The organism is Enterobacter sp. Bisph1, assembly GCF_000814905.1.
Classification (GTDB): Bacteria; Pseudomonadota; Gammaproteobacteria; order Enterobacterales; family Enterobacteriaceae; genus Kosakonia.
Genome location: NZ_JXAG01000014.1, coordinates 1 through 23,865 on the forward strand (window position 1 = coordinate 1; position 23,865 = coordinate 23,865).

Below are 23,865 nucleotides of genomic sequence, written 5' to 3' on the forward strand. Positions count from 1 at the left end.
GCTGCAATCACTACCGTTCTGGCAAAAACCTACGGTGGTTCTGCTCGCGCATTCGACCAGATCGATAACGCGCCGGAAGAAAAAGCACGTGGTATCACCATCAACACGTCTCACGTTGAATATGACACCCCGTCTCGCCACTACGCACACGTAGACTGCCCGGGCCACGCCGACTATGTTAAAAACATGATCACCGGTGCTGCGCAGATGGACGGCGCGATCCTGGTTGTTGCTGCGACTGACGGCCCGATGCCGCAGACTCGTGAGCACATCCTGCTGGGTCGTCAGGTAGGCGTTCCGTACATCATCGTGTTCCTGAACAAATGCGACATGGTTGATGACGAAGAGCTGCTGGAACTGGTTGAGATGGAAGTTCGTGAACTGCTGTCTCAGTACGATTTCCCGGGCGACGACACCCCGATCGTACGTGGTTCTGCTCTGAAAGCGCTGGAAGGCGACGCTGAGTGGGAAGCGAAAATCATCGAACTGGCTGGTCACCTGGACTCTTACATCCCGGAACCGGAACGTGCGATTGACAAGCCGTTCCTGCTGCCGATCGAAGACGTATTCTCCATCTCCGGTCGTGGTACCGTTGTTACCGGTCGTGTAGAGCGCGGTATCATCAAGGTTGGTGAAGAAGTTGAAATCGTTGGTATCAAAGATACCGCGAAATCAACCTGTACCGGCGTTGAAATGTTCCGCAAACTGCTGGACGAAGGCCGTGCTGGTGAGAACGTTGGTGTTCTGCTGCGTGGTATCAAACGTGAAGAAATCGAACGTGGTCAGGTACTGGCTAAGCCGGGTTCCATCAAGCCGCACACCAAATTCGAATCTGAAGTGTACATCCTGTCCAAAGACGAAGGCGGCCGTCATACTCCGTTCTTCAAAGGCTACCGTCCGCAGTTCTACTTCCGTACAACTGACGTGACTGGCACCATCGAACTGCCGGAAGGCGTTGAGATGGTAATGCCGGGCGACAACATCAAAATGGTTGTTACCCTGATTCACCCGATTGCGATGGACGATGGTCTGCGTTTCGCAATCCGTGAAGGCGGCCGTACCGTTGGCGCGGGCGTTGTAGCAAAAGTTCTCAGCTAATCGCTGATAACATTTGACGCAATGCGCAAGAAGAGGGCATCATTTGATGCCCTTTTTGTACGCTTTCGAACCAGAACCTGGCTCATCAGTGATTTTTTTTGTCATAATCATTGCTGAGACAGGCTCTGAAGAGGGCGTTAGTCCGAATCTCGCCAGAGCATTTCGGTTTGGTTGCCTCGCTTATGCGGGGCAAAAATGTTTGTCTGAATTCTTGTGACAGGTTGGTTTATGAGTGCGAATACCGAAGCTCAAGGGAGCGGGCGCGGCCTGGAAGCGATGAAGTGGGTTGTTGTTGCTGTACTGCTGCTCGTGGCTATCGTTGGCAACTATCTTTATCGTGACATGATGCTGCCGCTCCGCGCGCTGGCAGTTGTAATTCTGATTGCTGCAGCAGGTGGTGTCGCGCTGTTGACGACGAAGGGGAAGGCGACCGTTGCTTTTGCCCGTGAAGCGAGAACCGAAGTACGTAAAGTGATTTGGCCCACTCGTCAGGAAACGTTGCACACCACGCTGATCGTGGCTGCGGTTACCGCAGTCATGTCACTGATCCTGTGGGGACTGGATGGTATTCTGGTCCGTCTGGTTTCCTTTATCACTGGCCTGAGGTTCTGAGATGTCTGAAGCTCCTAAAAAGCGCTGGTACGTCGTTCAGGCGTTTTCCGGTTTTGAAGGCCGCGTAGCGACGTCGCTGCGTGAGCATATCAAATTACACAACATGGAAGAGTTGTTTGGCGAAGTCATGGTACCGACCGAAGAAGTGGTCGAAATCCGTGGCGGCCAGCGTCGCAAAAGCGAACGTAAATTCTTCCCCGGCTACGTGCTTGTCCAGATGGTAATGAATGACGCCAGCTGGCACCTGGTACGCAGCGTTCCACGCGTCATGGGCTTCATCGGCGGTACGTCCGATCGTCCGGCACCGATCAGCGATAAAGAAGTCGATGCGATTATGAACCGCCTGCAGCAGGTGGGTGATAAGCCGCGTCCGAAAACGCTGTTTGAACCGGGTGAAATGGTCCGCGTTAGCGATGGTCCGTTTGCCGACTTTAACGGTGTGGTTGAAGAGGTGGACTACGAGAAGTCGCGCCTGAAAGTTTCCGTTTCTATCTTCGGTCGTGCGACCCCGGTAGAGCTGGACTTCAGCCAGGTCGAAAAAGCCTAAATAAACGGCGATCAATCGTTGCACAAGGCGTGAAATTGACATACAATTTCGCGCCTTTTGTTTTTATGGATCGCGTATCCGTAAAACGATTTTAAACATGGGAAGCCTTTCGGGGCGCTATACCCACACGAGGAAATTTCAATGGCTAAGAAAGTCCAGGCCTACGTCAAGCTGCAGGTTGCAGCTGGCATGGCAAACCCGAGCCCACCGGTTGGTCCGGCTCTGGGTCAGCAGGGCGTTAACATCATGGAATTCTGTAAAGCGTTCAACGCCAAAACTGATTCCATCGAAAAAGGTCTGCCGATTCCGGTTGTTATTACCGTTTACGCTGACCGCTCCTTCACTTTCGTTACCAAAACGCCTCCGGCAGCAGTTCTGCTGAAGAAAGCGGCTGGTATCAAGTCTGGTTCCGGCAAGCCGAACAAAGACAAAGTGGGCAAAGTAACCCGCGCTCAGGTGCAGGAAATTGCTCAGACTAAAGCCGCGGACATGACCGGTGCTGACATTGAAGCGATGACTCGCTCAATCGAAGGTACTGCGCGTTCCATGGGCCTGGTAGTGGAGGATTAAGAAATGGCTAAACTGACCAAGCGCATGCGCGTGATCCGTGACAAAGTTGATGCGACCAAACAGTACGACATCAACGAAGCCATTGCTCTGCTGAAAGAGCTGGCCACTGCTAAATTCGTAGAAAGCGTAGACGTTGCCGTTAACCTCGGCATCGACGCGCGTAAATCTGACCAGAACGTACGTGGTGCAACCGTACTGCCGCACGGTACTGGCCGTTCTGTACGCGTAGCCGTATTTACCCAGGGCCCGAACGCTGAAGCTGCTAAAGCAGCTGGCGCTGAGCTGGTAGGTATGGAAGATCTGGCTGACCAGATCAAGAAAGGCGAAATGAACTTCGACGTTGTTATTGCTTCCCCGGATGCAATGCGCGTTGTTGGTCAGCTGGGCCAGGTTCTTGGTCCGCGCGGCCTGATGCCGAACCCGAAAGTGGGTACCGTAACGCCGAACGTTGCTGAAGCAGTTAAAAATGCTAAAGCGGGTCAGGTTCGTTACCGTAACGACAAAAACGGCATCATCCACACCACTATCGGTAAAGTGGACTTTGACGCTGACAAACTGAAAGAAAACCTGGAGTCTCTGCTGGTTGCGCTGAAAAAAGCAAAACCGTCTCAGGCAAAAGGCGTGTACATCAAGAAAGTTAGCCTCTCCACCACCATGGGTGCGGGCGTTGCGGTAGACCAGGCTGGTCTGAACGCAGTCGCTAACTAATATACGTCTTTACGTGGGTGGTGGATTTGTCTACAATCTTCCCCCCACGTATTCTGCTTATGCAGGCGTATATCTGTAATATTCACGCAAAGGCACGGCAATCAACGCCGCCAGAGCGTGAATAGCGACAGAAAAAGAATTGTTCGTTGGAGCCTGGCCTAATCCAGGCCTCCGTCGAAGACCGCAGGTGTTTCGAAAGAAGCTTAATTCCCTGCGTAGACGGTGACAGAACCTAAAGATTATTTTTAAAGTACTCTTTGGCTTGTTTCTGCTCACCGTATTAAGACGCTCTCCTCGTTGAGAAGAGTGAAGTGAGTTCCAGGGCATGAGCCCTGGCAAACATCCAGGAGCAAAGCTAATGGCTTTAAATCTTCAAGACAAACAAGCGATTGTTGCTGAAGTCAGCGAAGTAGCCAAAGGCGCGCTGTCTGCGGTTGTTGCGGATTCCCGTGGCGTTACCGTAGATAAAATGACCGAACTGCGTAAAGCAGGTCGCGAAGCTGGCGTTTACATGCGTGTTGTTCGTAACACCCTGCTGCGCCGTGCTGTTGAAGGTACCGTATTCGAGTGCCTGAAAGACGCGTTCGTTGGTCCGACCCTGATTGCATACTCTATGGAACACCCGGGCGCTGCTGCTCGTCTGTTCAAAGAGTTCGCGAAAGCGAATGCAAAATTTGAGGTCAAAGCCGCTGCCTTTGAAGGTGAGTTGATCCCGGCATCGCAAATCGATCGCCTGGCAACCCTGCCGACATACGAAGAAGCAATTGCACGCCTGATGGCAACCATGAAAGAAGCCTCTGCTGGCAAACTGGTTCGTACTCTGGCTGCTGTACGCGATGCGAAAGAAGCTGCTTAATCGCAATTTTCTTCATCAAGCATTCGCTTACGTATAAACTTATTCTGATATTCAGGAACAATTTAAATGTCTATCACTAAAGATCAAATCATTGAAGCAGTTGCCGCTATGTCCGTAATGGACGTTGTAGAACTGATTTCTGCAATGGAAGAAAAATTCGGTGTTTCTGCTGCTGCCGCTGTAGCTGTTGCTGCTGGCCCGGCTGCTGAAGCTGCTGAAGAGAAAACTGAATTCGACGTTATTCTGAAAGCCGCTGGCGCTAACAAAGTTGCTGTTATCAAAGCAGTACGTAGCGCAACTGGCCTGGGTCTGAAAGAAGCTAAAGACCTGGTAGAATCTGCTCCGGCCGCTCTGAAAGAAGGCGTGAGCAAAGATGACGCTGAAGCTCTGAAAAAATCTCTGGAAGAAGCTGGCGCTGAAGTTGAAGTTAAATAAGCCAACCTTTCCGGTTGCAGCCTGAGAAATCAGGCTGATGGCTGGTGACTTTTCGGTCACCAGCCTTTTTGCGCTGTAGAAGGTACCGGTAGCGTTTCACACTGTTTAACTATCAGTATCCTTTACAATGCTTGTTTCTATCGACGACTTAATATACTGCGACAGAAACGCTTTTCTGTGTAAACCGCAATGAAATGATTTAAGCGTGATAGCAACAAGCATTGCGGAAAGTGCTCCACTTTCCGGTCTAAAAAAATAGTGTTGCATAAACTGTCCATTCGACGGGCAGAGTGGGTCGACTTGTCAGCGAGCTGAGGAACCCTATGGTTTACTCCTATACCGAGAAAAAACGTATTCGTAAGGATTTTGGTAAACGTCCACAAGTACTGGATGTCCCATATCTCCTTTCTATCCAGCTTGACTCGTTTCAGAAATTTATCGAGCAAGATCCTGAAGGTCAGTACGGTCTGGAAGCGGCATTCCGCTCCGTGTTTCCGATTAAAAGCTACAGCGGCAATTCGGAACTGCAATACGTCAGCTACCGTCTTGGCGAACCTGTATTTGATGTTAAAGAGTGTCAGATCCGTGGCGTAACGTACTCCGCTCCGCTGCGCGTAAAACTGCGTCTGGTGATCTACGAGCGCGAAGCGCCGGAAGGCACCGTTAAAGACATTAAAGAACAAGAAGTCTACATGGGCGAAATTCCGCTCATGACCGACAACGGTACCTTTGTTATCAACGGTACTGAGCGCGTTATCGTTTCTCAGCTGCACCGTAGCCCTGGCGTCTTCTTTGACAGCGATAAGGGTAAAACCCACTCTTCTGGTAAGGTGCTTTATAACGCACGTATTATTCCTTACCGTGGGTCATGGCTGGACTTTGAGTTCGACCCGAAAGACAACCTGTTCGTGCGTATTGACCGCCGCCGTAAACTGCCGGCGACCATTATTCTGCGCGCGCTGAACTACACCACTGAGCAGATTCTCGATCTGTTCTTTGAAAAAGTCGTTTTTGAAATCCGCGACAACAAGCTGCAGATGGAACTGGTGCCGGAACGCCTGCGTGGCGAAACGGCTTCCTTCGATATCGAAGCAAACGGCAAAATGTACGTTGAAAAAGGCCGCCGCATCACCGCGCGCCACATTCGTCAGCTTGAAAAAGACGAAATTCAGCATATCGAAGTTCCGGTTGAATACATCGCTGGCAAAGTTGCGGCTAGAGACTACGTTGACGCCTCCACTGGCGAGCTTATCTGCCCGGCCAACATGGAGCTGTCCCTCGATCTGCTGGCGAAACTGAGCCAGTCTGGTCACAAACGTATCGAAACGCTGTTCACCAACGATCTGGACCACGGCCCGTACATTTCTGAAACCGTACGCGTCGACCCAACCAACGATCGTCTGAGCGCGCTGGTAGAAATCTACCGCATGATGCGCCCGGGTGAGCCGCCGACTCGCGAAGCGGCTGAAAGCCTGTTCGAGAACCTGTTCTTCTCTGAAGACCGTTACGATCTCTCTGCGGTTGGCCGCATGAAGTTCAACCGTTCTCTGCTGCGCGACAGCATTGAAGGTTCCGGTATCCTGAGCAAAGAAGACATCATCGAAGTGATGAGAAAGCTCATCGGTATCCGTAACGGCATCGGTGAAGTGGATGATATCGACCACCTCGGCAACCGTCGTATCCGTTCCGTTGGCGAAATGGCGGAAAACCAATTCCGCGTTGGCCTGGTACGTGTAGAACGTGCGGTGAAAGAGCGTCTGTCTCTCGGCGATCTGGATACCCTGATGCCGCAGGACATGATCAACGCCAAGCCTATCTCTGCAGCCGTTAAAGAGTTCTTTGGTTCCAGCCAGCTGTCTCAGTTTATGGACCAGAACAACCCGCTGTCCGAGATTACGCACAAACGTCGTATCTCCGCACTCGGCCCAGGCGGTCTGACCCGTGAACGCGCAGGCTTTGAAGTTCGAGACGTACACCCGACTCACTACGGTCGTGTATGTCCTATCGAAACGCCTGAAGGTCCGAACATCGGTCTGATTAACTCCCTGTCCGTGTATGCGCAGACTAACGAATACGGTTTCCTCGAAACGCCGTACCGTAAAGTGACTGACGGTGTGGTGACTGACGAGATCCATTACCTTTCTGCTATTGAAGAAGGTAACTACGTTATCGCTCAGGCGAACACCAACCTGACAGAAGAAGGTCGTTTTGTAGACGATCTGGTGACCTGCCGTAGCAAAGGCGAATCAAGCCTGTTTAGCGCAGACCAGGTTGACTACATGGACGTTTCCACCCAGCAGGTGGTTTCTGTCGGTGCGTCCCTGATTCCGTTCCTGGAACACGATGACGCCAACCGTGCATTGATGGGTGCGAACATGCAACGTCAGGCGGTTCCGACTCTGCGCGCTGACAAGCCGCTGGTGGGTACCGGTATGGAACGTGCTGTTGCCGTTGACTCCGGTGTAACCGCGGTGGCTAAACGTGGCGGTACCGTTCAGTACGTGGATGCTTCTCGTATCGTTATCAAAGTTAACGAAGACGAAATGTACCCGGGCGAAGCGGGTATCGACATCTACAACCTGACCAAATACACCCGTTCTAACCAGAACACCTGCATCAACCAGATGCCGTGTGTCTATCTGGGCGAACCGATTGAGCGCGGCGACGTGCTGGCAGATGGCCCGTCCACCGATCTCGGTGAACTGGCGCTCGGTCAGAACATGCGCGTAGCGTTCATGCCGTGGAACGGTTACAACTTCGAAGACTCCATCCTCGTTTCCGAGCGTGTTGTCCAGGAAGACCGTTTCACCACTATTCACATCCAGGAACTGGCGTGTGTGTCCCGTGACACCAAGCTGGGGCCGGAAGAGATCACCGCTGATATCCCGAACGTGGGTGAAGCTGCGCTCTCCAAACTGGATGAATCCGGTATCGTCTATATCGGTGCGGAAGTGACCGGCGGCGACATTCTGGTTGGTAAGGTAACGCCGAAAGGTGAAACCCAACTGACGCCAGAAGAGAAACTGCTGCGCGCGATCTTCGGTGAGAAAGCGTCTGACGTTAAAGACTCTTCTCTGCGCGTACCGAACGGCGTTTCCGGTACCGTTATTGACGTTCAGGTCTTCACCCGCGATGGCGTGGAAAAAGACAAACGTGCGCTGGAAATCGAAGAGATGCAGCTCAAACAGGCCAAGAAAGACCTGTCTGAAGAACTGCAGATCCTTGAAGCTGGCCTGTTTAGCCGTATCCACACCGTGCTGGTTTCCGGCGGCGTTGAAGCTGAGAAGCTCGACAAGCTGCCGCGTGACCGCTGGCTGGAACTCGGCCTGACCGACGAAGCGAAACAAAATCAGCTGGAACAGCTGGCTGAGCAGTATGACGAACTGAAACACGAGTTCGAGAAAAAACTCGAAGCGAAACGCCGCAAAATCACGCAGGGCGACGATCTGGCACCGGGCGTGCTGAAAATCGTTAAGGTTTATCTGGCCGTTAAACGTCAGATCCAGCCTGGTGATAAAATGGCAGGTCGTCACGGTAACAAGGGTGTTATCTCTAAGATCAACCCGATCGAAGATATGCCTTACGATGAAAACGGCACGCCGGTAGACATCGTACTGAACCCGCTGGGCGTACCGTCTCGTATGAACATCGGTCAGATCCTTGAAACTCACCTGGGTATGGCTGCGAAAGGTATTGGCGACAAGATTAACGCCATGCTGAAACAGCAGCAGGAAGTCGCGAAACTGCGCGAATTCATCCAGCGTGCGTACGATCTGGGCGCTGACGTGCGTCAGAAAGTCGACCTGAGCACCTTCAGCGATGATGAGGTTCTGCGTCTGGCGGAAAACCTGCGTAAAGGTATGCCGATCGCCACGCCGGTCTTCGACGGTGCGAAAGAGTCTGAAATCAAGGAACTGTTACAGCTGGGTGGCCTGCCGACTTCCGGTCAGATCACACTGTTCGACGGTCGTACCGGTGAGCAGTTCGAGCGCCAGGTTACCGTTGGCTATATGTACATGCTGAAACTGAACCACCTGGTTGATGACAAGATGCATGCGCGTTCTACCGGTTCTTACAGCCTGGTTACTCAGCAGCCGCTGGGTGGTAAGGCGCAGTTCGGTGGTCAGCGCTTCGGGGAGATGGAAGTGTGGGCGCTGGAAGCATACGGCGCCGCATACACCCTGCAGGAAATGCTCACCGTTAAGTCTGATGACGTGAACGGTCGTACCAAGATGTATAAAAACATCGTGGACGGCAACCATCAGATGGAGCCGGGTATGCCTGAGTCCTTCAACGTACTGTTGAAAGAGATTCGTTCGCTGGGTATCAACATCGAGCTGGAAGACGAGTAACTCTCGCTCAAACAGGTCACTGGTGCCGGGGTAATACCCGGCGCCAGATTGTGCTAACTCCGACGGGAGCAAATCCGTGAAAGACTTATTAAAGTTTCTGAAAGCGCAAACTAAAACCGAAGAGTTTGATGCGATCAAAATTGCTCTGGCCTCGCCAGACATGATCCGTTCATGGTCTTTTGGTGAAGTTAAGAAGCCGGAAACCATTAACTACCGTACGTTCAAACCTGAACGTGACGGCCTTTTCTGTGCGCGTATTTTCGGGCCAGTAAAAGATTACGAGTGCCTGTGCGGTAAGTACAAGCGCCTGAAACACCGTGGTGTGATTTGTGAGAAGTGCGGCGTTGAAGTGACCCAGACTAAAGTGCGTCGTGAGCGCATGGGCCACATTGAGCTGGCGTCTCCGACCGCCCACATTTGGTTCCTGAAATCTCTGCCGTCCCGTATCGGCCTGCTGCTGGATATGCCGCTGCGCGATATCGAACGTGTTCTGTACTTCGAATCCTATGTGGTTATCGAAGGCGGTATGACCAATCTGGAACGTAACCAGATCCTGACCGAAGAACAGTACCTGGACGCGCTGGAAGAGTTCGGTGACGAATTCGACGCGAAAATGGGCGCCGAAGCTATTCAGGCCCTGCTGAAAAGCATGGATCTGGAGCAAGAGTGCGAACAGCTGCGCGAAGAGCTGAACGAAACCAACTCCGAAACCAAACGTAAGAAGCTGACCAAGCGTATCAAACTGCTGGAAGCCTTCGTACAGTCTGGTAACAAGCCGGAGTGGATGATCCTGACCGTGCTGCCAGTGCTGCCGCCGGATCTGCGTCCGCTGGTTCCGCTGGACGGTGGTCGTTTCGCAACGTCGGATCTGAACGATCTGTATCGTCGCGTGATCAACCGTAACAACCGTCTGAAACGCCTGCTGGACCTGGCGGCGCCGGACATTATCGTACGCAACGAAAAACGTATGCTGCAGGAAGCGGTTGACGCCCTGCTGGATAACGGCCGTCGCGGTCGTGCGATCACCGGTTCCAACAAACGTCCGCTGAAATCTTTGGCCGATATGATCAAAGGTAAACAGGGTCGTTTCCGTCAGAACCTGCTCGGTAAGCGTGTTGACTACTCCGGTCGTTCTGTAATCACCGTAGGTCCATACCTGCGTCTGCATCAGTGCGGTCTGCCGAAGAAAATGGCGCTGGAGCTGTTCAAACCGTTCATTTACGGCAAGCTGGAACTGCGTGGCCTCGCCACCACCATCAAAGCCGCGAAGAAAATGGTTGAGCGCGAAGAAGCTGTCGTTTGGGATATCCTGGACGAAGTTATCCGCGAACACCCGGTACTGCTGAACCGTGCACCAACCCTGCACCGTTTGGGTATTCAGGCATTTGAACCGGTACTGATCGAAGGTAAAGCTATCCAGCTGCACCCGCTGGTTTGTGCGGCATATAACGCCGACTTCGATGGTGACCAGATGGCTGTTCACGTACCGCTGACGCTGGAAGCCCAGCTCGAAGCGCGTGCGCTGATGATGTCTACCAACAACATCCTGTCTCCGGCGAACGGCGAGCCTATTATCGTTCCGTCTCAGGACGTTGTACTGGGTCTGTACTACATGACCCGTGACTGTGTTAACGCCAAAGGCGAAGGCATGGTGCTGACTGGCCCGAAAGAAGCTGAGCGTATTTATCGCGCTGGCCTGGCCTCTCTGCATGCGCGCGTTAAAGTGCGTATCACCGAATACGAAAAAGACGCTAACGGCGAATTCGTTGCGACCACCAGCCTGAAAGACACGACCGTTGGCCGTGCCATTCTGTGGATGATCGTACCGAAAGGTCTGCCTTTCTCCATCGTCAACCAGGCGCTGGGCAAGAAAGCGATCTCCAAAATGCTGAACACCTGTTACCGCATTCTGGGCCTGAAACCGACCGTTATTTTCGCTGACCAGACGATGTACACCGGCTTTGCTTATGCAGCGCGTTCAGGTGCATCCGTTGGTATCGATGACATGGTGATCCCGGAGAAAAAACACGAGATCATCAGCGAAGCGGAAGCGGAAGTTGCTGAGATTCAGGAGCAGTTCCAGTCTGGTCTGGTAACCGCTGGCGAACGCTACAACAAAGTTATCGATATTTGGGCTGCGGCGAACGATCGCGTCTCCAAAGCGATGATGGATAACCTGCAGACTGAAACCGTTATTAACCGTGACGGCGTTGAAGAGCAGCAGGTTTCCTTTAACAGCATCTACATGATGGCCGACTCCGGTGCGCGTGGTTCCGCCGCTCAGATTCGTCAGCTTGCAGGTATGCGTGGTCTGATGGCGAAGCCGGATGGCTCCATCATCGAAACGCCGATCACCGCGAACTTCCGTGAAGGTCTGAACGTACTCCAGTACTTCATCTCCACGCACGGTGCGCGTAAAGGTCTGGCGGATACCGCACTGAAAACGGCGAACTCCGGTTATCTGACGCGTCGTCTGGTTGACGTTGCGCAGGATCTGGTGGTTACCGAAGACGACTGTGGCACGCTGGAAGGCATCACCATGACGCCGGTTATCGAAGGTGGCGACGTTAAAGAGCCGCTGCGCGATCGCGTTCTGGGTCGTGTAACCGCTGAAGACGTTCTGAAACCGGGTACCGCTGATATTCTGGTTCCGCGTAACACCCTGCTCAACGAACAGTGGTGTGACCTGCTGGAAGTCAACTCCGTTGACAGCGTGAAAGTACGCTCCGTTGTATCTTGTGACACCGACTTTGGTGTATGTGCGCACTGCTATGGTCGTGACCTGGCGCGTGGCCACATCATCAACAAAGGTGAAGCTATCGGCGTTATCGCGGCACAGTCCATCGGTGAGCCGGGTACACAGCTGACAATGCGTACGTTCCACATCGGTGGTGCGGCATCGCGTGCGGCTGCTGAATCCAGCATCCAGGTGAAAAACAAAGGTAGCATCCGCCTGAGCAATGCGAAGTCGGTTGTTAACTCCAGCGGTAAACTGGTTATCACCTCCCGTAACACCGAGCTGAAACTGATCGACGAATTCGGTCGTACCAAAGAAAGCTATAAAGTGCCTTACGGTTCTGTGATGGCGAAGGGTGATGGCGAGCAGGTTGCTGGCGGTGAAACTGTTGCAAACTGGGATCCGCACACCATGCCGGTTATCACCGAAGTGAACGGTTTCATCCGCTTCACCGACATGATCGACGGCCAGACGATTACACGTCAGACCGACGAACTGACCGGTCTCTCTTCGCTGGTGATTCTGGATTCTGCAGAACGTACCGCGGGTGGTAAAGACCTGCGTCCGGCACTGAAAATCGTTGATGCCAATGGCAACGACGTACTGATTCCAGGCACCGATATGCCTGCCCAGTACTTCCTGCCGGGTAAAGCGATTGTTCAGCTGGAAGATGGCGTACAGATCAGCTCTGGTGACACCCTGGCACGTATTCCGCAGGAATCCGGCGGTACCAAGGATATTACCGGTGGTCTGCCGCGCGTTGCTGACCTGTTCGAAGCACGTCGTCCGAAAGAGCCGGCAATCCTGGCGGAAATCAGCGGTATTATCTCCTTCGGTAAAGAGACCAAAGGTAAACGCCGTCTGGTCATTACCCCGGTTGACGGTAGCGATCCGTACGAAGAGATGATTCCGAAATGGCGTCAGCTTAACGTGTTCGAAGGTGAGCGCGTAGAACGCGGTGACGTGGTTTCCGACGGTCCGGAAGCGCCGCACGACATTCTGCGTCTGCGTGGCGTTCACGCGGTAACTCGTTACATCGTTAACGAAGTGCAGGACGTTTACCGTCTGCAGGGCGTTAAGATTAACGATAAGCACATCGAAGTTATCGTTCGTCAGATGCTGCGTAAAGCCACCATCGTTAATGCAGGAAGTTCCGACTTCCTCGAAGGTGAGCAGGTTGAATACTCTCGCGTCAAGATCGCTAACCGCGACCTCGAATCGAACGGCAAAATCAGTGCAACCTATGCACGCGATCTGCTGGGTATCACCAAAGCGTCTCTGGCAACCGAGTCCTTCATCTCCGCGGCATCGTTCCAGGAGACCACTCGTGTGCTTACCGAAGCAGCCGTTGCGGGCAAACGCGACGAACTGCGCGGCCTGAAAGAGAACGTTATCGTGGGTCGTCTGATCCCGGCCGGTACCGGTTATGCGTACCACCAGGATCGTATGCGCCGTCGCGCCGCTGGCGAACTGCCGGCAGCACCGCAGGTCACTGCAGAAGATGCTTCTGCAAGCCTGGCAGAACTGCTGAACGCAGGTCTGGGCGGTTCCGACAACGAGTAATCGTGCCTTAAGCTAATAAAAACCCGCTTCGGCGGGTTTTTTTACGTCCAAAATTCATCTTTTAAGACCTCGATCGCGTTTCAGGACGCGCTGTATGGGCCGTGGTTGCAGAATCAGACCCTCTGATAACACACCAGGAACGTACTATGTCTTTACGCCTTTTTCTTCTGTGGTTCACTGTGGCAATCAGTGTGACGGCGCAAGCCGAAACCGCTTTTCGCCAGCTGCGCATCAATGAAAATACCCAGCGTCCGCTCAATGTCGCCGTCTGGTATCCCACCGACCAACACGGCATGACGGAAACGGTAGGGGAGAATCCCGCCTTTCGCGGAACCTCAGTATTGCGCGACGCGAAACCCGCGCCGGGCGCTCACCCGCTGTTATTAATTTCCCACGGTTATGGCGGGAACTGGCGCAATTTGAACTGGCTGGCGCAGCGGATGGCAGAGCAGGGTTATATCGTCGCCGCGCCCGATCATCCGGGAACCACGACGCGTAATAAAACACCGCAGGATGCGCAACAACTTTGGCTGCGCCCGCAGGATCTGCGCGCCGTACTGAACACACTGCTGGAAAACGCTGATTGGGCCGGAAGGGTTGATTCACGGCGTATTGCCGCGCTGGGTCACTCGCTGGGGGGATGGACAGTGATGGAACTGGCAGGCGGGCGTTTCGATAGCCGCCGCTTTGTCACTGATTGCCAGCAGCATGCCGCGTTGTCGAGCTGTAAACTTACCTCAACGCTGGGTATCGACCGGCCTTTAGCCGGCGATAAGTTGGCGGCAGATATGCGCGACCCTCGCATCAAGGCGGTTGTTTCTCTCGATTTGGGACTGGCGCGCGGTTTTACGCCGGAAAGCCTGCGTCAGATAGCGATTCCGGTGCTTATTATGGCCGCACAGGCGGATAGCGATGCGCTGCCCGATCGCCTCGAATCAGGCTATCTGGCGGACAATATTCCTGCCGCCCGGCAGCGCTATAGCAAAGTTGATGGCGCGACGCATTTTAGTTTTATGCAATTGTGTAAGCCGGGCGCGGTGGAATTAATTGAGGCGCAGGATCCGGGAGAAGGCATTGTCTGCGAGGATGGGCCAGCGGCGAAGCGGGAAGCAATACATCAACGTCTGCTTTATCAAATCACGGCTTTTCTGCGCCAGGCGCTGGCGGATTAACTGCCGCCTGGCGATATTCCGTCGGGTTCATCCCGGTAATGCGAATAAACTCGCGATTAAAGTTAGACTTGGTAGCAAATCCCGAGTCCAGCATGATCGCCGTGACGGATGCATCCGTATGACGCAATAGCTGCCGGGCATGATCGATACGAAAGTGGTTAATCCATTGCGAGACGTTACAGCCGCGCGTTTGATTCACCGCCTGCGAGATCTGGCGGGCCGGTACGCCCAGTTTTCGGGATAAGGTATTTAGCGTCAGATCGGCGTTCAGGAAAAGCTGGCCCTCGCGCACACGGTTTTCAATGTGCTGGCAGGTCGTAAGCAGATCCTCGTTTCGCTCATCTGCTTTGCGGCTCTCAGTCGCGGCAGGTCGCGCTTCGGGCAACGTTTTACCGCGAAAGACAATCGCCAGGCAGATAAAGGGCAGCAAAATCGCTTGCGAAAGGGCGACCAGCTGCGGCGCCTGCTGGCCCTGGTAAAGGTAAAAATCCAGCGCAATCGCCAGATCCGTCAGGGCGGAAAAGCAGAGGAAGCCACCCGCAAGCAGCGCCATACGGGAAGTCCTGTTGGCTTCACTCAGGCGCGCAAACACCAGCGCGTCCGCACCCTGCCGGGCAGTCATGATTAAGGCGATACCATAGCCCACATAAATTAGCATCAGTACCGTATCCGTTATCGCAGGGACCGCCAGCTGGACTAATTGCGCCAGCAAAGGGGGCAGCAAGCAGAGCAGTAACGTTTTCCGGCGCTGGTGGGCGGTGAAAGAGGCGAAGCAGTACCACGCCAGTGCAGGCAGGCAAATGGCGATAGTTGATTGCATCTGACGTAAAATTCGCAAATCGAACTGCCAGCGCAGGGCAGTCAACAATACCAACACTGCGCAACCGGCGATAAAAAGCGCCGTGTTACGTACCTCTTGCGCAGGTTGCAAGCACACTTTTACCAGCAGAATCAGCAGCAAAGCGAGGGTAAAAAAAGGAAACGGAATGGCTGGCACAAATCACCTGAGGTCGCAGCAAACAGCAATCAATGACATGTTGTGCCATAAAACGGTATGAAAAACACATCACTACTTTTGGCGGGACAAAAAAATGCCCGACACAGGCGGGCAGATTCATTGCTTTATAGCGGGGTGTTAATCGCGCGGCGGCAAGCGCCGATACAGCTCAATCATATCCCCCGCCAGATCCTGAATCACCATTGCGTTCATCAGATGATCCTGGGAGTGGACGGTGATCAAATTCACCGGCAGCTTACCGGTGCCTTCATCCAGCCCGATCAATTGCGTTTGTATTTTATGCGCGGCTTTCACAAATTCCCGCGACTCGACCATCGCCTTTTCAGCGTCGGCGAAATCGCCTTTGCGCGCCATCTGCAGGGCGGTTAACGCTGCGCTACGGGCGGCACCGGCGTTAACCAGCAATTCCATAATGATGGTTTCTAACTCTTCCACGCAGTCACTCCAGTAGCTTAAGGGCTTTTTCCAGCACGACATCGCCTTTCATCATGCCGTAATCCATCATGTCGATCACCGCCACTTTCTTGCCCAGCGGTTCTGCCTGCGCCTGCAATTTCGCCTGCTCGTATTTCACCTGCGGCCCGAGTAACACAATATCCGCTGTGGCGATTTCATCTTTAAAGTCTGCAACAGGCACCGCTTTGATAGAGACTTCGACGCCTTTTTTCTGCGCCGCGTCTTTCATACGTTGCACCAACATACTGGTAGACATACCCGCTGCACAGCATAAAACGATGTTTTTCATAGTCAGCCTCGGTAGTGATGGAGTAGGTGATAATTAGCCCGCGCGGTCCGGTTCAACAACCGCTTTACGGCGATTGTGTGTAGGGCATCACAAAGAATCCCTCCGTGAATGAAACCGGTTGCAACCAGAACTCGTTTTGTCAGCTTACCTATGATTTATCCGCAGAATCCGGTTTTTACCCTGTTTTTTCGCTTTATACAGCGCTTCATCTACACGAGCGACCAGCTGGTTCAGCGGCTCCATATTCCATTCCCCCAGCCCGGCGCTAAAAGTGACTGCCAAATCTTTTTCCCGCCAGGTTCGGTTCGCCACATTCATTCGCCACTGTTCCAGTAGCGCCAGCGCATTTTCAATATGCGCGTGGGGGAAAATCACCGCAAACTCTTCCCCACCGTAGCGATAGAGCGAAATGCCCTGCGGCTGCATGATTTGAATACCTTCTCGCGCCACGTTGCGCAGCACGATATCGCCATTCAAATGGCCCCATGTATCGTTGATGGATTTGAAGTTATCAATGTCCACCAGCGCCAGAGCAAACGGCTGGTGATCGTTTATCAGCGCGGCCGTATCAGCATCAAAGGCGCGGCGGTTCTTACAGTTGGTCAGCGCATCCATTGTTGCCTGACGCACCCACGTCTTTTCCCGCTCTTTACTGCTCTCAATGGCCTTGCTGAGCATCGCTTCCAGGCGTGGCGCGTGCTCGACATCACCGGTTTTTATCGCATTAATAATATTAATGAGCACCGTGCGTGCGCTGTGGCTTAAATAAAGGCCGAACAGGATGATCATTACTGCCGCCGTGGTGAATCCCCAGCCGACAAGCAGGCTCTGATGGCGAGCTCGGGTATCAATCGTGCTGGCAGAAACTTTATAGATAACAAACCATTCTGGATGGGTAAATGAGTAGTAGTAATACCAGGTAGCACTGCTTTTATCGTACAGCTGCCCTTCGCCGCTGTTCATCTCCGCAAGTAAAGCCGGGCTGATTCGCGTTTTGAACAGCGCGCCCGTCTCCGGATGCAGTATCGCTTTGCCTTCAGCGTCGACGATAAAAAAATCACCTGGCATAGGGGATTGTACAGTTCGTAGGGTAAAGCCCATGGATGCTAAATCCAGATGAAAAGCGAGCGTCCCTTTTAGCTTGCCATCGGGGGCAATAACCGGTTTAAAGATAGTTACCGTCGGATTACCGGTTAGTAAATCAGTGTAACTCTGCGTGTAGTGATTAAACATGCTGGCTTCCGCCTGATGGACAAACCACGGGCGCGTACTGGCGTTAACCGTTTCACTACTCATCACCTGCGGTGCATGTAAATAATCGCCTCCGGTATTCGCGATAGAAATGGAGGAAACCGACGGTATTAGCGCCAGCATCTGCATCAGCAGTTTTAACCCTTTTTCCCGATCGCCGGAGACGCTGGCGTTGAGTTGGTCATCACGCGCAAAGAACGCCGCAGCGTGATTAAGGACATAATCATTCTCATGCAGAATCGATTGAGTGTAATTCACCGCCAGATTATGCACAAAGTTGCGATTAACATCGTGATACTCATCCAGCGCCTCTCTTCGCATGCCGATGATGATCATTACGGCGATAATCACAAAGCTGAGGAATATGCCGCTCAGGCTGAACAGGATCGGCCTGGTAAAAGAGAGCTGTTTACTGTGCATTTTCATGTCCTTGAACATGCAGGAAAGTGACAGCTAACAGTATAGGGGGCGTGCGGCGGATCGCGTATCTGAAACGCGAAAGCAGGTGAGGTATGAAAATCGGGCGCGGTGTAATCCGCGCCCGTGGTACGGCCCAGAGATTAGGCCGAAGAGGGATTTATCCGCGCTTCGCTGCTTTTTTGCGGCGCGCGCCCCAGCCAGCTATCCCAGTCTTTCCAGACCGGCTGTAGTCCGCGAGCGATCAGCGCATCGGCCACTTCCTGAGGACGGCGCGCGTCATGGGGCGCAAATTGTTCCAGCTCCGGATGGTTGTCCGCATATCCCCCCGGCTGCGTTTTAGAAAACGCGCTGACGTTATTGATTGCCAGCGGGATGACATTATCGCGAAAGTGGGGCGATTCGCGCGTGGACAAAGAGAGTTCCGTATCAGGTGCCAGCAGACGAAACGCGCAGATGGTTTGCACCAGCTGTCGCTCATCCATTATCGATGCGGGAGCAATTCCGCCAGCGCACGGGCGCAAACGGGGAAACGAGACGGAATAGCGGCTCTGCCAGTAGTGCTGTTGCAGCCAGAGCAGATGTTCCGCAGCCATATAACAATCGACCCGCCAGCTATCGGAAAGACCCATTAATGCGCCCAGCCCAATCTTATCGATCCCCGCGCGGCCAAGCCTGTCCGGCGTCTCCAGCCGCCAGAAGAAATCCTGCTTGTTGCCGCGCAGATGGTGACGCGCATACTGACTCTGGTGATAGGTCTCCTGGTAAACCATTACGCCATCAAGCCCGAGCGTCTTCAGTTCGGCATACTCCGCCTGAGACAGGGGCTGAACTTCCATCTGTACAGAGGCGAACTGGCGGCGGATCGCCGGCAGATGACGGCGAAAATAGTCCATGCCGACTTTTCCCTGATGCTCACCGGTAACCAGCAGCAAATGCTCAAACCCCAGCTCGCGGATCGTCGCGCACTCACGTGCAATCTCCTGCTCATCCAGCGTCTTGCGCTTCAGATGATTACTCATCGAAAAGCCGCAATAGGTACAGTCGTTGGCGCAGAGATTAGAGAGATAAAGGGGAACATAGAAACTGACGGTATTGCCAAAGCGCTGGCGGGTAAGCCGCTGCGCGCGCTGGGCCATCGGCTCAAGAAAATCGGCGGCGGCAGGAGAGAGCAGCGCCATCATATCCTCGCGCGTCGGCTGGCGGGCACTCAGGGCGCGTTCGACATCGGCGGCGGTTTTACTGTGAATGCGCAGGCGAATATCATCCCAGTCCAGTTCCCGCCAGCGCTCGGTAAAGGCGCTCATGGCGAAACCTCGAGGAAACCGGTCAGCGGGCTGGTGGCCTCAGCATAACGCTGGCGCGCGCCCGGCACCGACTGGCGGGCCAGCGTTCCGGCTTCAACGGCCAGCCGAAAAGCCCGCGCCATGGTTACCGGATCGTCGGCGACGGCAATCGCCGTATTCACCAACACCGCATCCGCGCCCATCTCCAGCGCCTGGGTCGCATGGCTGGGCGCGCCGATACCGGCGTCCACTACTACCGGAACCGTCGCCTGCTCGATGATAATTTCCAGCATCGCACGGGTTTCCAGCCCCTGGTTAGAGCCAATTGGCGCGCCGAGAGGCATCACCGCCGCGCAGCCCACGTCTTCGAGCCGCTTGCACAGTACCGGATCGGCACCGCAGTAAGGCAGCACGACAAAGCCCATTTGCACCAGCTTCTCCGCCGCGCGCAAGGTTTCAATAGGGTCGGGCAGCAACCAACGGGCATCCGGGTGAATTTCCAGTTTTAACCAGCGGGTGCCGAGCGCTTCCCGTGCCAGTTGGGCGGCGAAAATCGCCTCTTCGGCGTTTTTCGCCCCGGAAGTATTCGGCAGCAATGTTACCCCGGCAGCGAGCAGCGGTTGCAACAGCATATCGCTGTGCTGGCGCAGGTCGACGCGCTTCATCGCCAGCGTAACCAGTTCGCTGCCCGAGGTGTGAATCGCGTCTACCATCAACGCTGGCGTGGCAAATTTCCCCGTGCCGGTAAATAACCGTGACGTGAAAATTTTATCTGCAATACGTAACATCTCAGCCCCCCGCGATAACCTGAAACAGCAGGAGGCTATCGCCGTCCTGCACAAGGTAGTTTTCCCACTGCTCGCGCGGCAGGATCTGTTGATTAACGGCCAGCGCGACACCGGGTTTAAGCTGATTGAGCCGCGCCAGCAGCGCGGCGGCCGTCAATCCGACAACGCCATTCATCGGTTCGTCATTGAAGCGTATCTGCATGCCGCCCTCCACAAACCGGGCACTGGCGGGAAGCATTGAGCGCCAGCGTGCGCCAGATATTGGTGCGGGCATCGAACAAGCGCAGTTCCCCGCTGGTGGTATGCAGGCCATTGATCAGCTTGATTGCCTCCAGCGCCTGCATAGCGCCCATAATGCCGACCACCGGCCCGACAATTCCGGCGGTGCGGCAGTTTCGTTCCGGCTCGCCGTCGTCCGGCCACAGGCAGCGGTAGCAACCTTGTTGCCAGGGCGGCGTAAGCACCAGTAATTGACCGCCGAAACCGACGGCGCTGGCGGTGATAAGGGGCGTTTCCAGCGCCACACAGGCCGCGTTGATCGCCTGACGCGTCTGCATATTGTCGCTACAGTCGAGCACCACATCGGCCTGCTGAATCTGCTGTTGCAGCGCCTCGCCGCTTAAGCGCTGCTGCAGGGTAATCAGTTCAATATCCGGGTTCAGCCGGTGCAGGCGCTGCGCCGTCACCAGGGTTTTTGGCAGGTTGATATCTTCAGTGGTAAACAAAATCTGTCGCTGCAGGTTGCTCAGGTGCACCGCATCGTCATCCGCCATCACCAGCGTGCCGACTCCCGCGCCCGCCAGGTAAACCGCCGCCGGTGCGCCCAAACCGCCCAGCCCGACAATCAATACCCGGCTGGCAAACAGCTTTTGTTGCCCGCTAATGGCAATCTCTTCCAGCAGGATCTGTCGGCTGTAGCGCATAAAATCACGATCGTTCATCGCCCACCCCCGCCAGTTCCAGCAGTTGCCGGGTTGCCTGCTGCCAGTCGTCCGCCTGGGTAATGGCGCTGACCACCGCAATGCTCCCCACCCCCGTGGCCAGCACATCGGCTGCTCGGTCAAGGCTAATGCCGCCAATGGCTACCGTCGGATAATCCCCCAGCCGCTTAATATGGCGTGCCAGCTGCTCCAGCCCCTGCGGCGCGGAAGGCATCTGTTTGGTTTGGGTAGGAAAAACATGACCCAGCGCGATATAAGAGGGGCGCGCCGCCAGCGCCACATCGATTTCCATATCGTCATGGGTGGAAACGCCCAGGCGTAAGCCCGCAGCGCGAATGGCTTTTAAGTCAGTGGTTTGCAGGTCTTCCTGACCGAGGTGCACGCCATACGCCCGATGTTTAATGGCCAGTTGCCAGTAATCATTGATAAACAGTCGCGCGTGATAGCGACGACCAAGGTCGATTGCTGCTGCTATATCCGCTTCCACCTCTTCTTCACGTTGATCTTTGATGCGCAGCTGCAAAGTACGCACCCCCGCCTCCAGTAAGCGGGATAACCATTCAACGCTATCAACAACCGGGTAAAGCCCGAGACGAAAGGGCACCGGTGGGAAATCGGGTTGATACATCAGATCTCCTCCTGCTTGAGATAGATCTCGCCGCCACGGGCGCGAAAGTCGCTGGATTTATCCGCCATGCCGACTTCAATCGCCTGGGTTGCCGCGTAATCACGCACTTCCTGGGAGATTTTCATTGAGCAGAATTTCGGCCCGCACATTGAGCAGAAGTGCGCGACTTTGCCCGACTCCTGCGGCAGGGTTTCATCGTGGTAGGCGCGGGCGGTGAACGGGTCGAGGGCCAGGTTGAACTGATCTTCCCAGCGAAATTCAAAGCGTGCTTTTGACATCGCGTTGTCGCGGATTTGCGCCCCCGGATGGCCTTTAGCCAGATCGGCGGCGTGAGCGGCGATTTTGTAGGTGATCAGCCCCTGTTTTACATCCTCTTTATTCGGCAGGCCAAGATGCTCTTTCGGTGTGACGTAACAGAGCATCGCGCAGCCAAACCAGCCGATCATCGCCGCGCCAATGCCGGAGGTGAAATGGTCATAACCCGGCGCGATATCGGTGGTAAGCGGCCCGAGGGTATAAAACGGTGCTTCGTGGCAGTGCTCCAGTTCTTCCGTCATATTGCGGCGGATCATCTGCATCGGCACATGTCCCGGACCTTCGATCATCACCTGAACATCGTACTCCCAGGCGATTTTGGTTAGTTCGCCCAGGGTATGCAGTTCGGCAAACTGCGCTTCGTCGTTAGCATCCTGAATCGAGCCTGGACGCAGACCGTCGCCGAGAGAGAGGGAAACGTCGTAAGCAGCGCAGATTTCGCAGATCTCGCGAAAGTGGGTATAGAGGAAGTTCTCTTGATGATGGGAGAGGCACCACTTCGCCATAATCGAACCGCCGCGCGAAACAATCCCCGTCAGGCGCCGGGCGGTCATCGGCACATAGCGCAGCAACACGCCCGCATGGATAGTGAAGTAATCAACACCTTGCTCCGCCTGCTCAAGCAGCGTATCGCGAAACGCCGGCCAGGTGAGATCTTCGGCGATGCCGTTAACCTTCTCCAGCGCCTGGTAGATCGGTACGGTGCCGATGGGCACCGGGCTGTTGCGCAGGATCCATTCGCGGGTTTCGTGAATATAGCGCCCGGTGGACAAATCCATCACCGTATCCGCGCCCCAGCGCGTTGACCAGACCAGTTTTTCCACCTCTTCTTCAATGGACGAGGTGACCGCCGAGTTGCCGATATTGGCGTTGACCTTCACCAGGAAATTACGGCCAATGATCATCGGCTCCGATTCCGGGTGGTTAATATTGGCCGGAATAATCGCCCGCCCGGCGGCGACTTCATCGCGTACAAATTCTGGGGTGATGTTTTGTGGCAGTCGCGCGCCAAAGCCTTCGCCCGCATGCTGCTGGCGCAGCACTTCGCTGCGAATGCGCTCGCGGCCCATATTTTCGCGAATGGCGATAAACTCCATCTCCGGCGTGATAATTCCCCGGCGTGCATAGTGCAATTGCGTGACCCGCTGGCCCGCTTTGGCGCGGCGCGGCGTCAGTAATCCGCGAAAACGCAGTTCGTCGAGGCCGTCATCCGCCAGCCGTTCATTGGTATAAGCGGAGCTGCGCTGGTTGAGGGTTTCGCTGTCATCGCGGGCGGCAATCCACGGCGCACGTAGCTTCGCCAGCCCTTGCCGCACGTCGATAGCGATATCAGGATCGCCATAGGGGCCAGAGGTGTCATACACCGGCACCGCTTCGTTCTCTTCATACTGCGGCTGCTCTTTACTGCCACCGACAAGCGTCGGGCTGAGCCTGATTTCGCGCATCGGAATGCGAATATCAGGCTGCGAGCCGGTGATATAGATACGGTGGGAGTTGGGGAAAGCGGTGCCTTCCAGCGTGTCGATGAAGTGTTGCGCCTGGGCGCGTTGTTCACGGCGTGTAAGTTTTGCAGACATAGCTCATTCCATAATTATGAGATGGCTTGTCAGACGACGGATGGAGTAATGGCAGCAAACCGCCCGCAAGGGTGGCTGATGTAGATGGATTACTCTTGTTCCCTACGCGGGTGTTAACCCGATCAGGTTCCGCGGATCCCGAATTAACGGTCTCAGCCTTGTTACACTTTATCTTTCACACTGCGTCTGCGTGGGCAGCAGCTGTTTATCCGGCAAAGAAGCTCAGGATTCACAGATTTGCCGCTTTGA

At 54.6% G+C, this 23,865-nt stretch carries 20 protein-coding genes; 10 read left to right on the forward strand and 10 right to left on the reverse strand.

Annotation, left to right across the window (positions count from 1 at the left end; translation table 11 throughout):
* From tuf to RW65_RS00515, 10 genes are all read left to right on the forward strand, one after another.
* A partial coding sequence (tuf, locus tag RW65_RS00470) for an elongation factor Tu (RefSeq protein ID WP_052250246.1) occupies positions 1-1,098 on the forward strand: 1,098 nt, incomplete at its 5' end.
* A 228-nt stretch (positions 1,099-1,326) separates the two neighbouring features.
* Entirely contained in the window at positions 1,327-1,710 is a 384-nt protein-coding gene (gene secE / locus RW65_RS00475; RefSeq protein ID WP_003033128.1) for a preprotein translocase subunit SecE, read from the forward strand.
* Between the two features lies 1 nt (position 1,711).
* Complete coding sequence (gene nusG, locus RW65_RS00480) at positions 1,712-2,257, forward strand: transcription termination/antitermination protein NusG (RefSeq protein ID WP_006816549.1); 546 nt, start codon at positions 1,712-1,714, stop codon at positions 2,255-2,257.
* A 141-nt stretch (positions 2,258-2,398) separates the two neighbouring features.
* Positions 2,399-2,827 carry a 50S ribosomal protein L11 gene (gene rplK, locus RW65_RS00485; RefSeq protein WP_002438627.1) on the forward strand — a complete coding sequence of 143 codons (429 nt, stop codon included), beginning with the start codon at positions 2,399-2,401 and terminating at the stop codon, positions 2,825-2,827.
* Positions 2,828-2,830: 3 nt separating this feature from the next.
* Positions 2,831-3,535, forward strand: a complete 705-nt coding sequence (gene rplA, locus RW65_RS00490) for a 50S ribosomal protein L1 (protein WP_039054693.1) — start codon at positions 2,831-2,833, stop codon at positions 3,533-3,535.
* A 358-nt stretch (positions 3,536-3,893) separates the two neighbouring features.
* Complete coding sequence (gene rplJ / locus RW65_RS00495) at positions 3,894-4,391, forward strand: 50S ribosomal protein L10 (protein WP_039054694.1); 498 nt, start codon at positions 3,894-3,896, stop codon at positions 4,389-4,391.
* Positions 4,392-4,457: 66 nt separating this feature from the next.
* Positions 4,458-4,826, forward strand: coding sequence for a 50S ribosomal protein L7/L12 (rplL, locus tag RW65_RS00500; RefSeq protein ID WP_039054695.1), 369 nt, complete (start codon positions 4,458-4,460; stop codon positions 4,824-4,826).
* A gap of 323 nt (positions 4,827-5,149) precedes the next feature.
* Positions 5,150-9,178, forward strand: a complete 4,029-nt coding sequence (gene rpoB, locus RW65_RS00505; protein ID WP_039054696.1) for a DNA-directed RNA polymerase subunit beta — start codon at positions 5,150-5,152, stop codon at positions 9,176-9,178.
* Positions 9,179-9,254: 76 nt separating this feature from the next.
* Complete coding sequence (gene rpoC, locus RW65_RS00510) at positions 9,255-13,478, forward strand: DNA-directed RNA polymerase subunit beta' (protein ID WP_039054697.1); 4,224 nt, start codon at positions 9,255-9,257, stop codon at positions 13,476-13,478.
* Positions 13,479-13,624: 146 nt separating this feature from the next.
* Entirely contained in the window at positions 13,625-14,650 is a 1,026-nt protein-coding gene (locus tag RW65_RS00515) for an alpha/beta hydrolase family protein (RefSeq protein WP_039054698.1), read from the forward strand.
* Here RW65_RS00515 and RW65_RS00520 read toward each other — a convergent pair.
* From RW65_RS00520 to thiC, 10 genes are all read right to left on the reverse strand, one after another.
* Positions 14,616-15,647 (reverse strand): helix-turn-helix domain-containing protein, encoded by a 1,032-nt coding sequence (locus RW65_RS00520; protein WP_039054699.1) that lies wholly within the window; start codon positions 15,645-15,647, stop codon positions 14,616-14,618. The two genes, RW65_RS00515 and RW65_RS00520, sit on opposite strands and share 35 nt — an antisense overlap.
* Before the next feature lie 138 nt (positions 15,648-15,785).
* A complete protein-coding gene (locus RW65_RS00525; protein WP_039054700.1) occupies positions 15,786-16,103 on the reverse strand; it encodes a PTS lactose/cellobiose transporter subunit IIA in 318 nt (105 codons plus the stop codon).
* A gap of 4 nt (positions 16,104-16,107) precedes the next feature.
* Complete coding sequence (locus RW65_RS00530; protein WP_039054701.1) at positions 16,108-16,413, reverse strand: PTS sugar transporter subunit IIB; 306 nt, start codon at positions 16,411-16,413, stop codon at positions 16,108-16,110.
* A gap of 144 nt (positions 16,414-16,557) precedes the next feature.
* A complete protein-coding gene (locus RW65_RS00535) occupies positions 16,558-18,090 on the reverse strand; it encodes a sensor domain-containing diguanylate cyclase (protein WP_039054702.1) in 1,533 nt (510 codons plus the stop codon).
* 134 nt (positions 18,091-18,224) lie between these two features.
* Complete coding sequence (gene thiH, locus RW65_RS00540) at positions 18,225-19,388, reverse strand: 2-iminoacetate synthase ThiH (protein WP_039054703.1); 1,164 nt, start codon at positions 19,386-19,388, stop codon at positions 18,225-18,227.
* On the reverse strand, positions 19,385-20,155 hold the full coding sequence (thiG, locus tag RW65_RS00545) for a thiazole synthase (protein WP_039054704.1): 771 nt from the start codon (positions 20,153-20,155) through the stop codon (positions 19,385-19,387). Before thiG ends, thiH begins: the two co-directional genes overlap by 4 nt.
* A 1-nt stretch (position 20,156) precedes the next feature.
* Positions 20,157-20,357 carry a sulfur carrier protein ThiS gene (gene thiS, locus RW65_RS00550; RefSeq protein ID WP_039054705.1) on the reverse strand — a complete coding sequence of 67 codons (201 nt, stop codon included), beginning with the start codon at positions 20,355-20,357 and terminating at the stop codon, positions 20,157-20,159.
* Positions 20,338-21,096, reverse strand: a complete 759-nt coding sequence (locus RW65_RS00555; RefSeq protein WP_039054706.1) for a HesA/MoeB/ThiF family protein — start codon at positions 21,094-21,096, stop codon at positions 20,338-20,340. The genes thiS and RW65_RS00555 overlap by 20 nt, the downstream gene beginning before the upstream one ends.
* Positions 21,083-21,724, reverse strand: coding sequence for a thiamine phosphate synthase (thiE, locus tag RW65_RS00560; protein ID WP_039054707.1), 642 nt, complete (start codon positions 21,722-21,724; stop codon positions 21,083-21,085). The genes RW65_RS00555 and thiE overlap by 14 nt, the downstream gene beginning before the upstream one ends.
* Entirely contained in the window at positions 21,724-23,616 is a 1,893-nt protein-coding gene (gene thiC, locus RW65_RS00565; RefSeq protein WP_039054708.1) for a phosphomethylpyrimidine synthase ThiC, read from the reverse strand. The genes thiE and thiC overlap by 1 nt, the downstream gene beginning before the upstream one ends.
* Positions 23,617-23,865 lie beyond the last annotated feature (249 nt).

What these genes read in the sequence shown, in the direction of transcription:
- secE (WP_003033128.1), top strand. Translation starts at nt 1,327, where the DNA reads ATGAGTGCGAATACCGAAGCTCAAGGGAGCGGGCGCGGCCTGGAAGCG.
- nusG (WP_006816549.1), top strand. Translation starts at nt 1,712, where the DNA reads ATGTCTGAAGCTCCTAAAAAGCGCTGGTACGTCGTTCAGGCGTTTTCC.
- rplK (WP_002438627.1), top strand. Translation starts at nt 2,399, where the DNA reads ATGGCTAAGAAAGTCCAGGCCTACGTCAAGCTGCAGGTTGCAGCTGGC.
- rplA (WP_039054693.1), top strand. Translation starts at nt 2,831, where the DNA reads ATGGCTAAACTGACCAAGCGCATGCGCGTGATCCGTGACAAAGTTGAT.
- rplJ (WP_039054694.1), top strand. Translation starts at nt 3,894, where the DNA reads ATGGCTTTAAATCTTCAAGACAAACAAGCGATTGTTGCTGAAGTCAGC.
- rplL (WP_039054695.1), top strand. Translation starts at nt 4,458, where the DNA reads ATGTCTATCACTAAAGATCAAATCATTGAAGCAGTTGCCGCTATGTCC.
- rpoB (WP_039054696.1), top strand. Translation starts at nt 5,150, where the DNA reads ATGGTTTACTCCTATACCGAGAAAAAACGTATTCGTAAGGATTTTGGT.
- RW65_RS00515 (WP_039054698.1), top strand. Translation starts at nt 13,625, where the DNA reads ATGTCTTTACGCCTTTTTCTTCTGTGGTTCACTGTGGCAATCAGTGTG.
- RW65_RS00530 (WP_039054701.1), bottom strand. Translation starts at nt 16,413, where the DNA reads ATGAAAAACATCGTTTTATGCTGTGCAGCGGGTATGTCTACCAGTATG.
- RW65_RS00535 (WP_039054702.1), bottom strand. Translation starts at nt 18,090, where the DNA reads ATGAAAATGCACAGTAAACAGCTCTCTTTTACCAGGCCGATCCTGTTC.
- thiH (WP_039054703.1), bottom strand. Translation starts at nt 19,388, where the DNA reads ATGAGCGCCTTTACCGAGCGCTGGCGGGAACTGGACTGGGATGATATT.
- thiG (WP_039054704.1), bottom strand. Translation starts at nt 20,155, where the DNA reads ATGTTACGTATTGCAGATAAAATTTTCACGTCACGGTTATTTACCGGC.
- thiS (WP_039054705.1), bottom strand. Translation starts at nt 20,357, where the DNA reads ATGCAGATACGCTTCAATGACGAACCGATGAATGGCGTTGTCGGATTG.
- RW65_RS00555 (WP_039054706.1), bottom strand. Translation starts at nt 21,096, where the DNA reads ATGAACGATCGTGATTTTATGCGCTACAGCCGACAGATCCTGCTGGAA.
- thiE (WP_039054707.1), bottom strand. Translation starts at nt 21,724, where the DNA reads ATGTATCAACCCGATTTCCCACCGGTGCCCTTTCGTCTCGGGCTTTAC.
- thiC (WP_039054708.1), bottom strand. Translation starts at nt 23,616, where the DNA reads ATGTCTGCAAAACTTACACGCCGTGAACAACGCGCCCAGGCGCAACAC.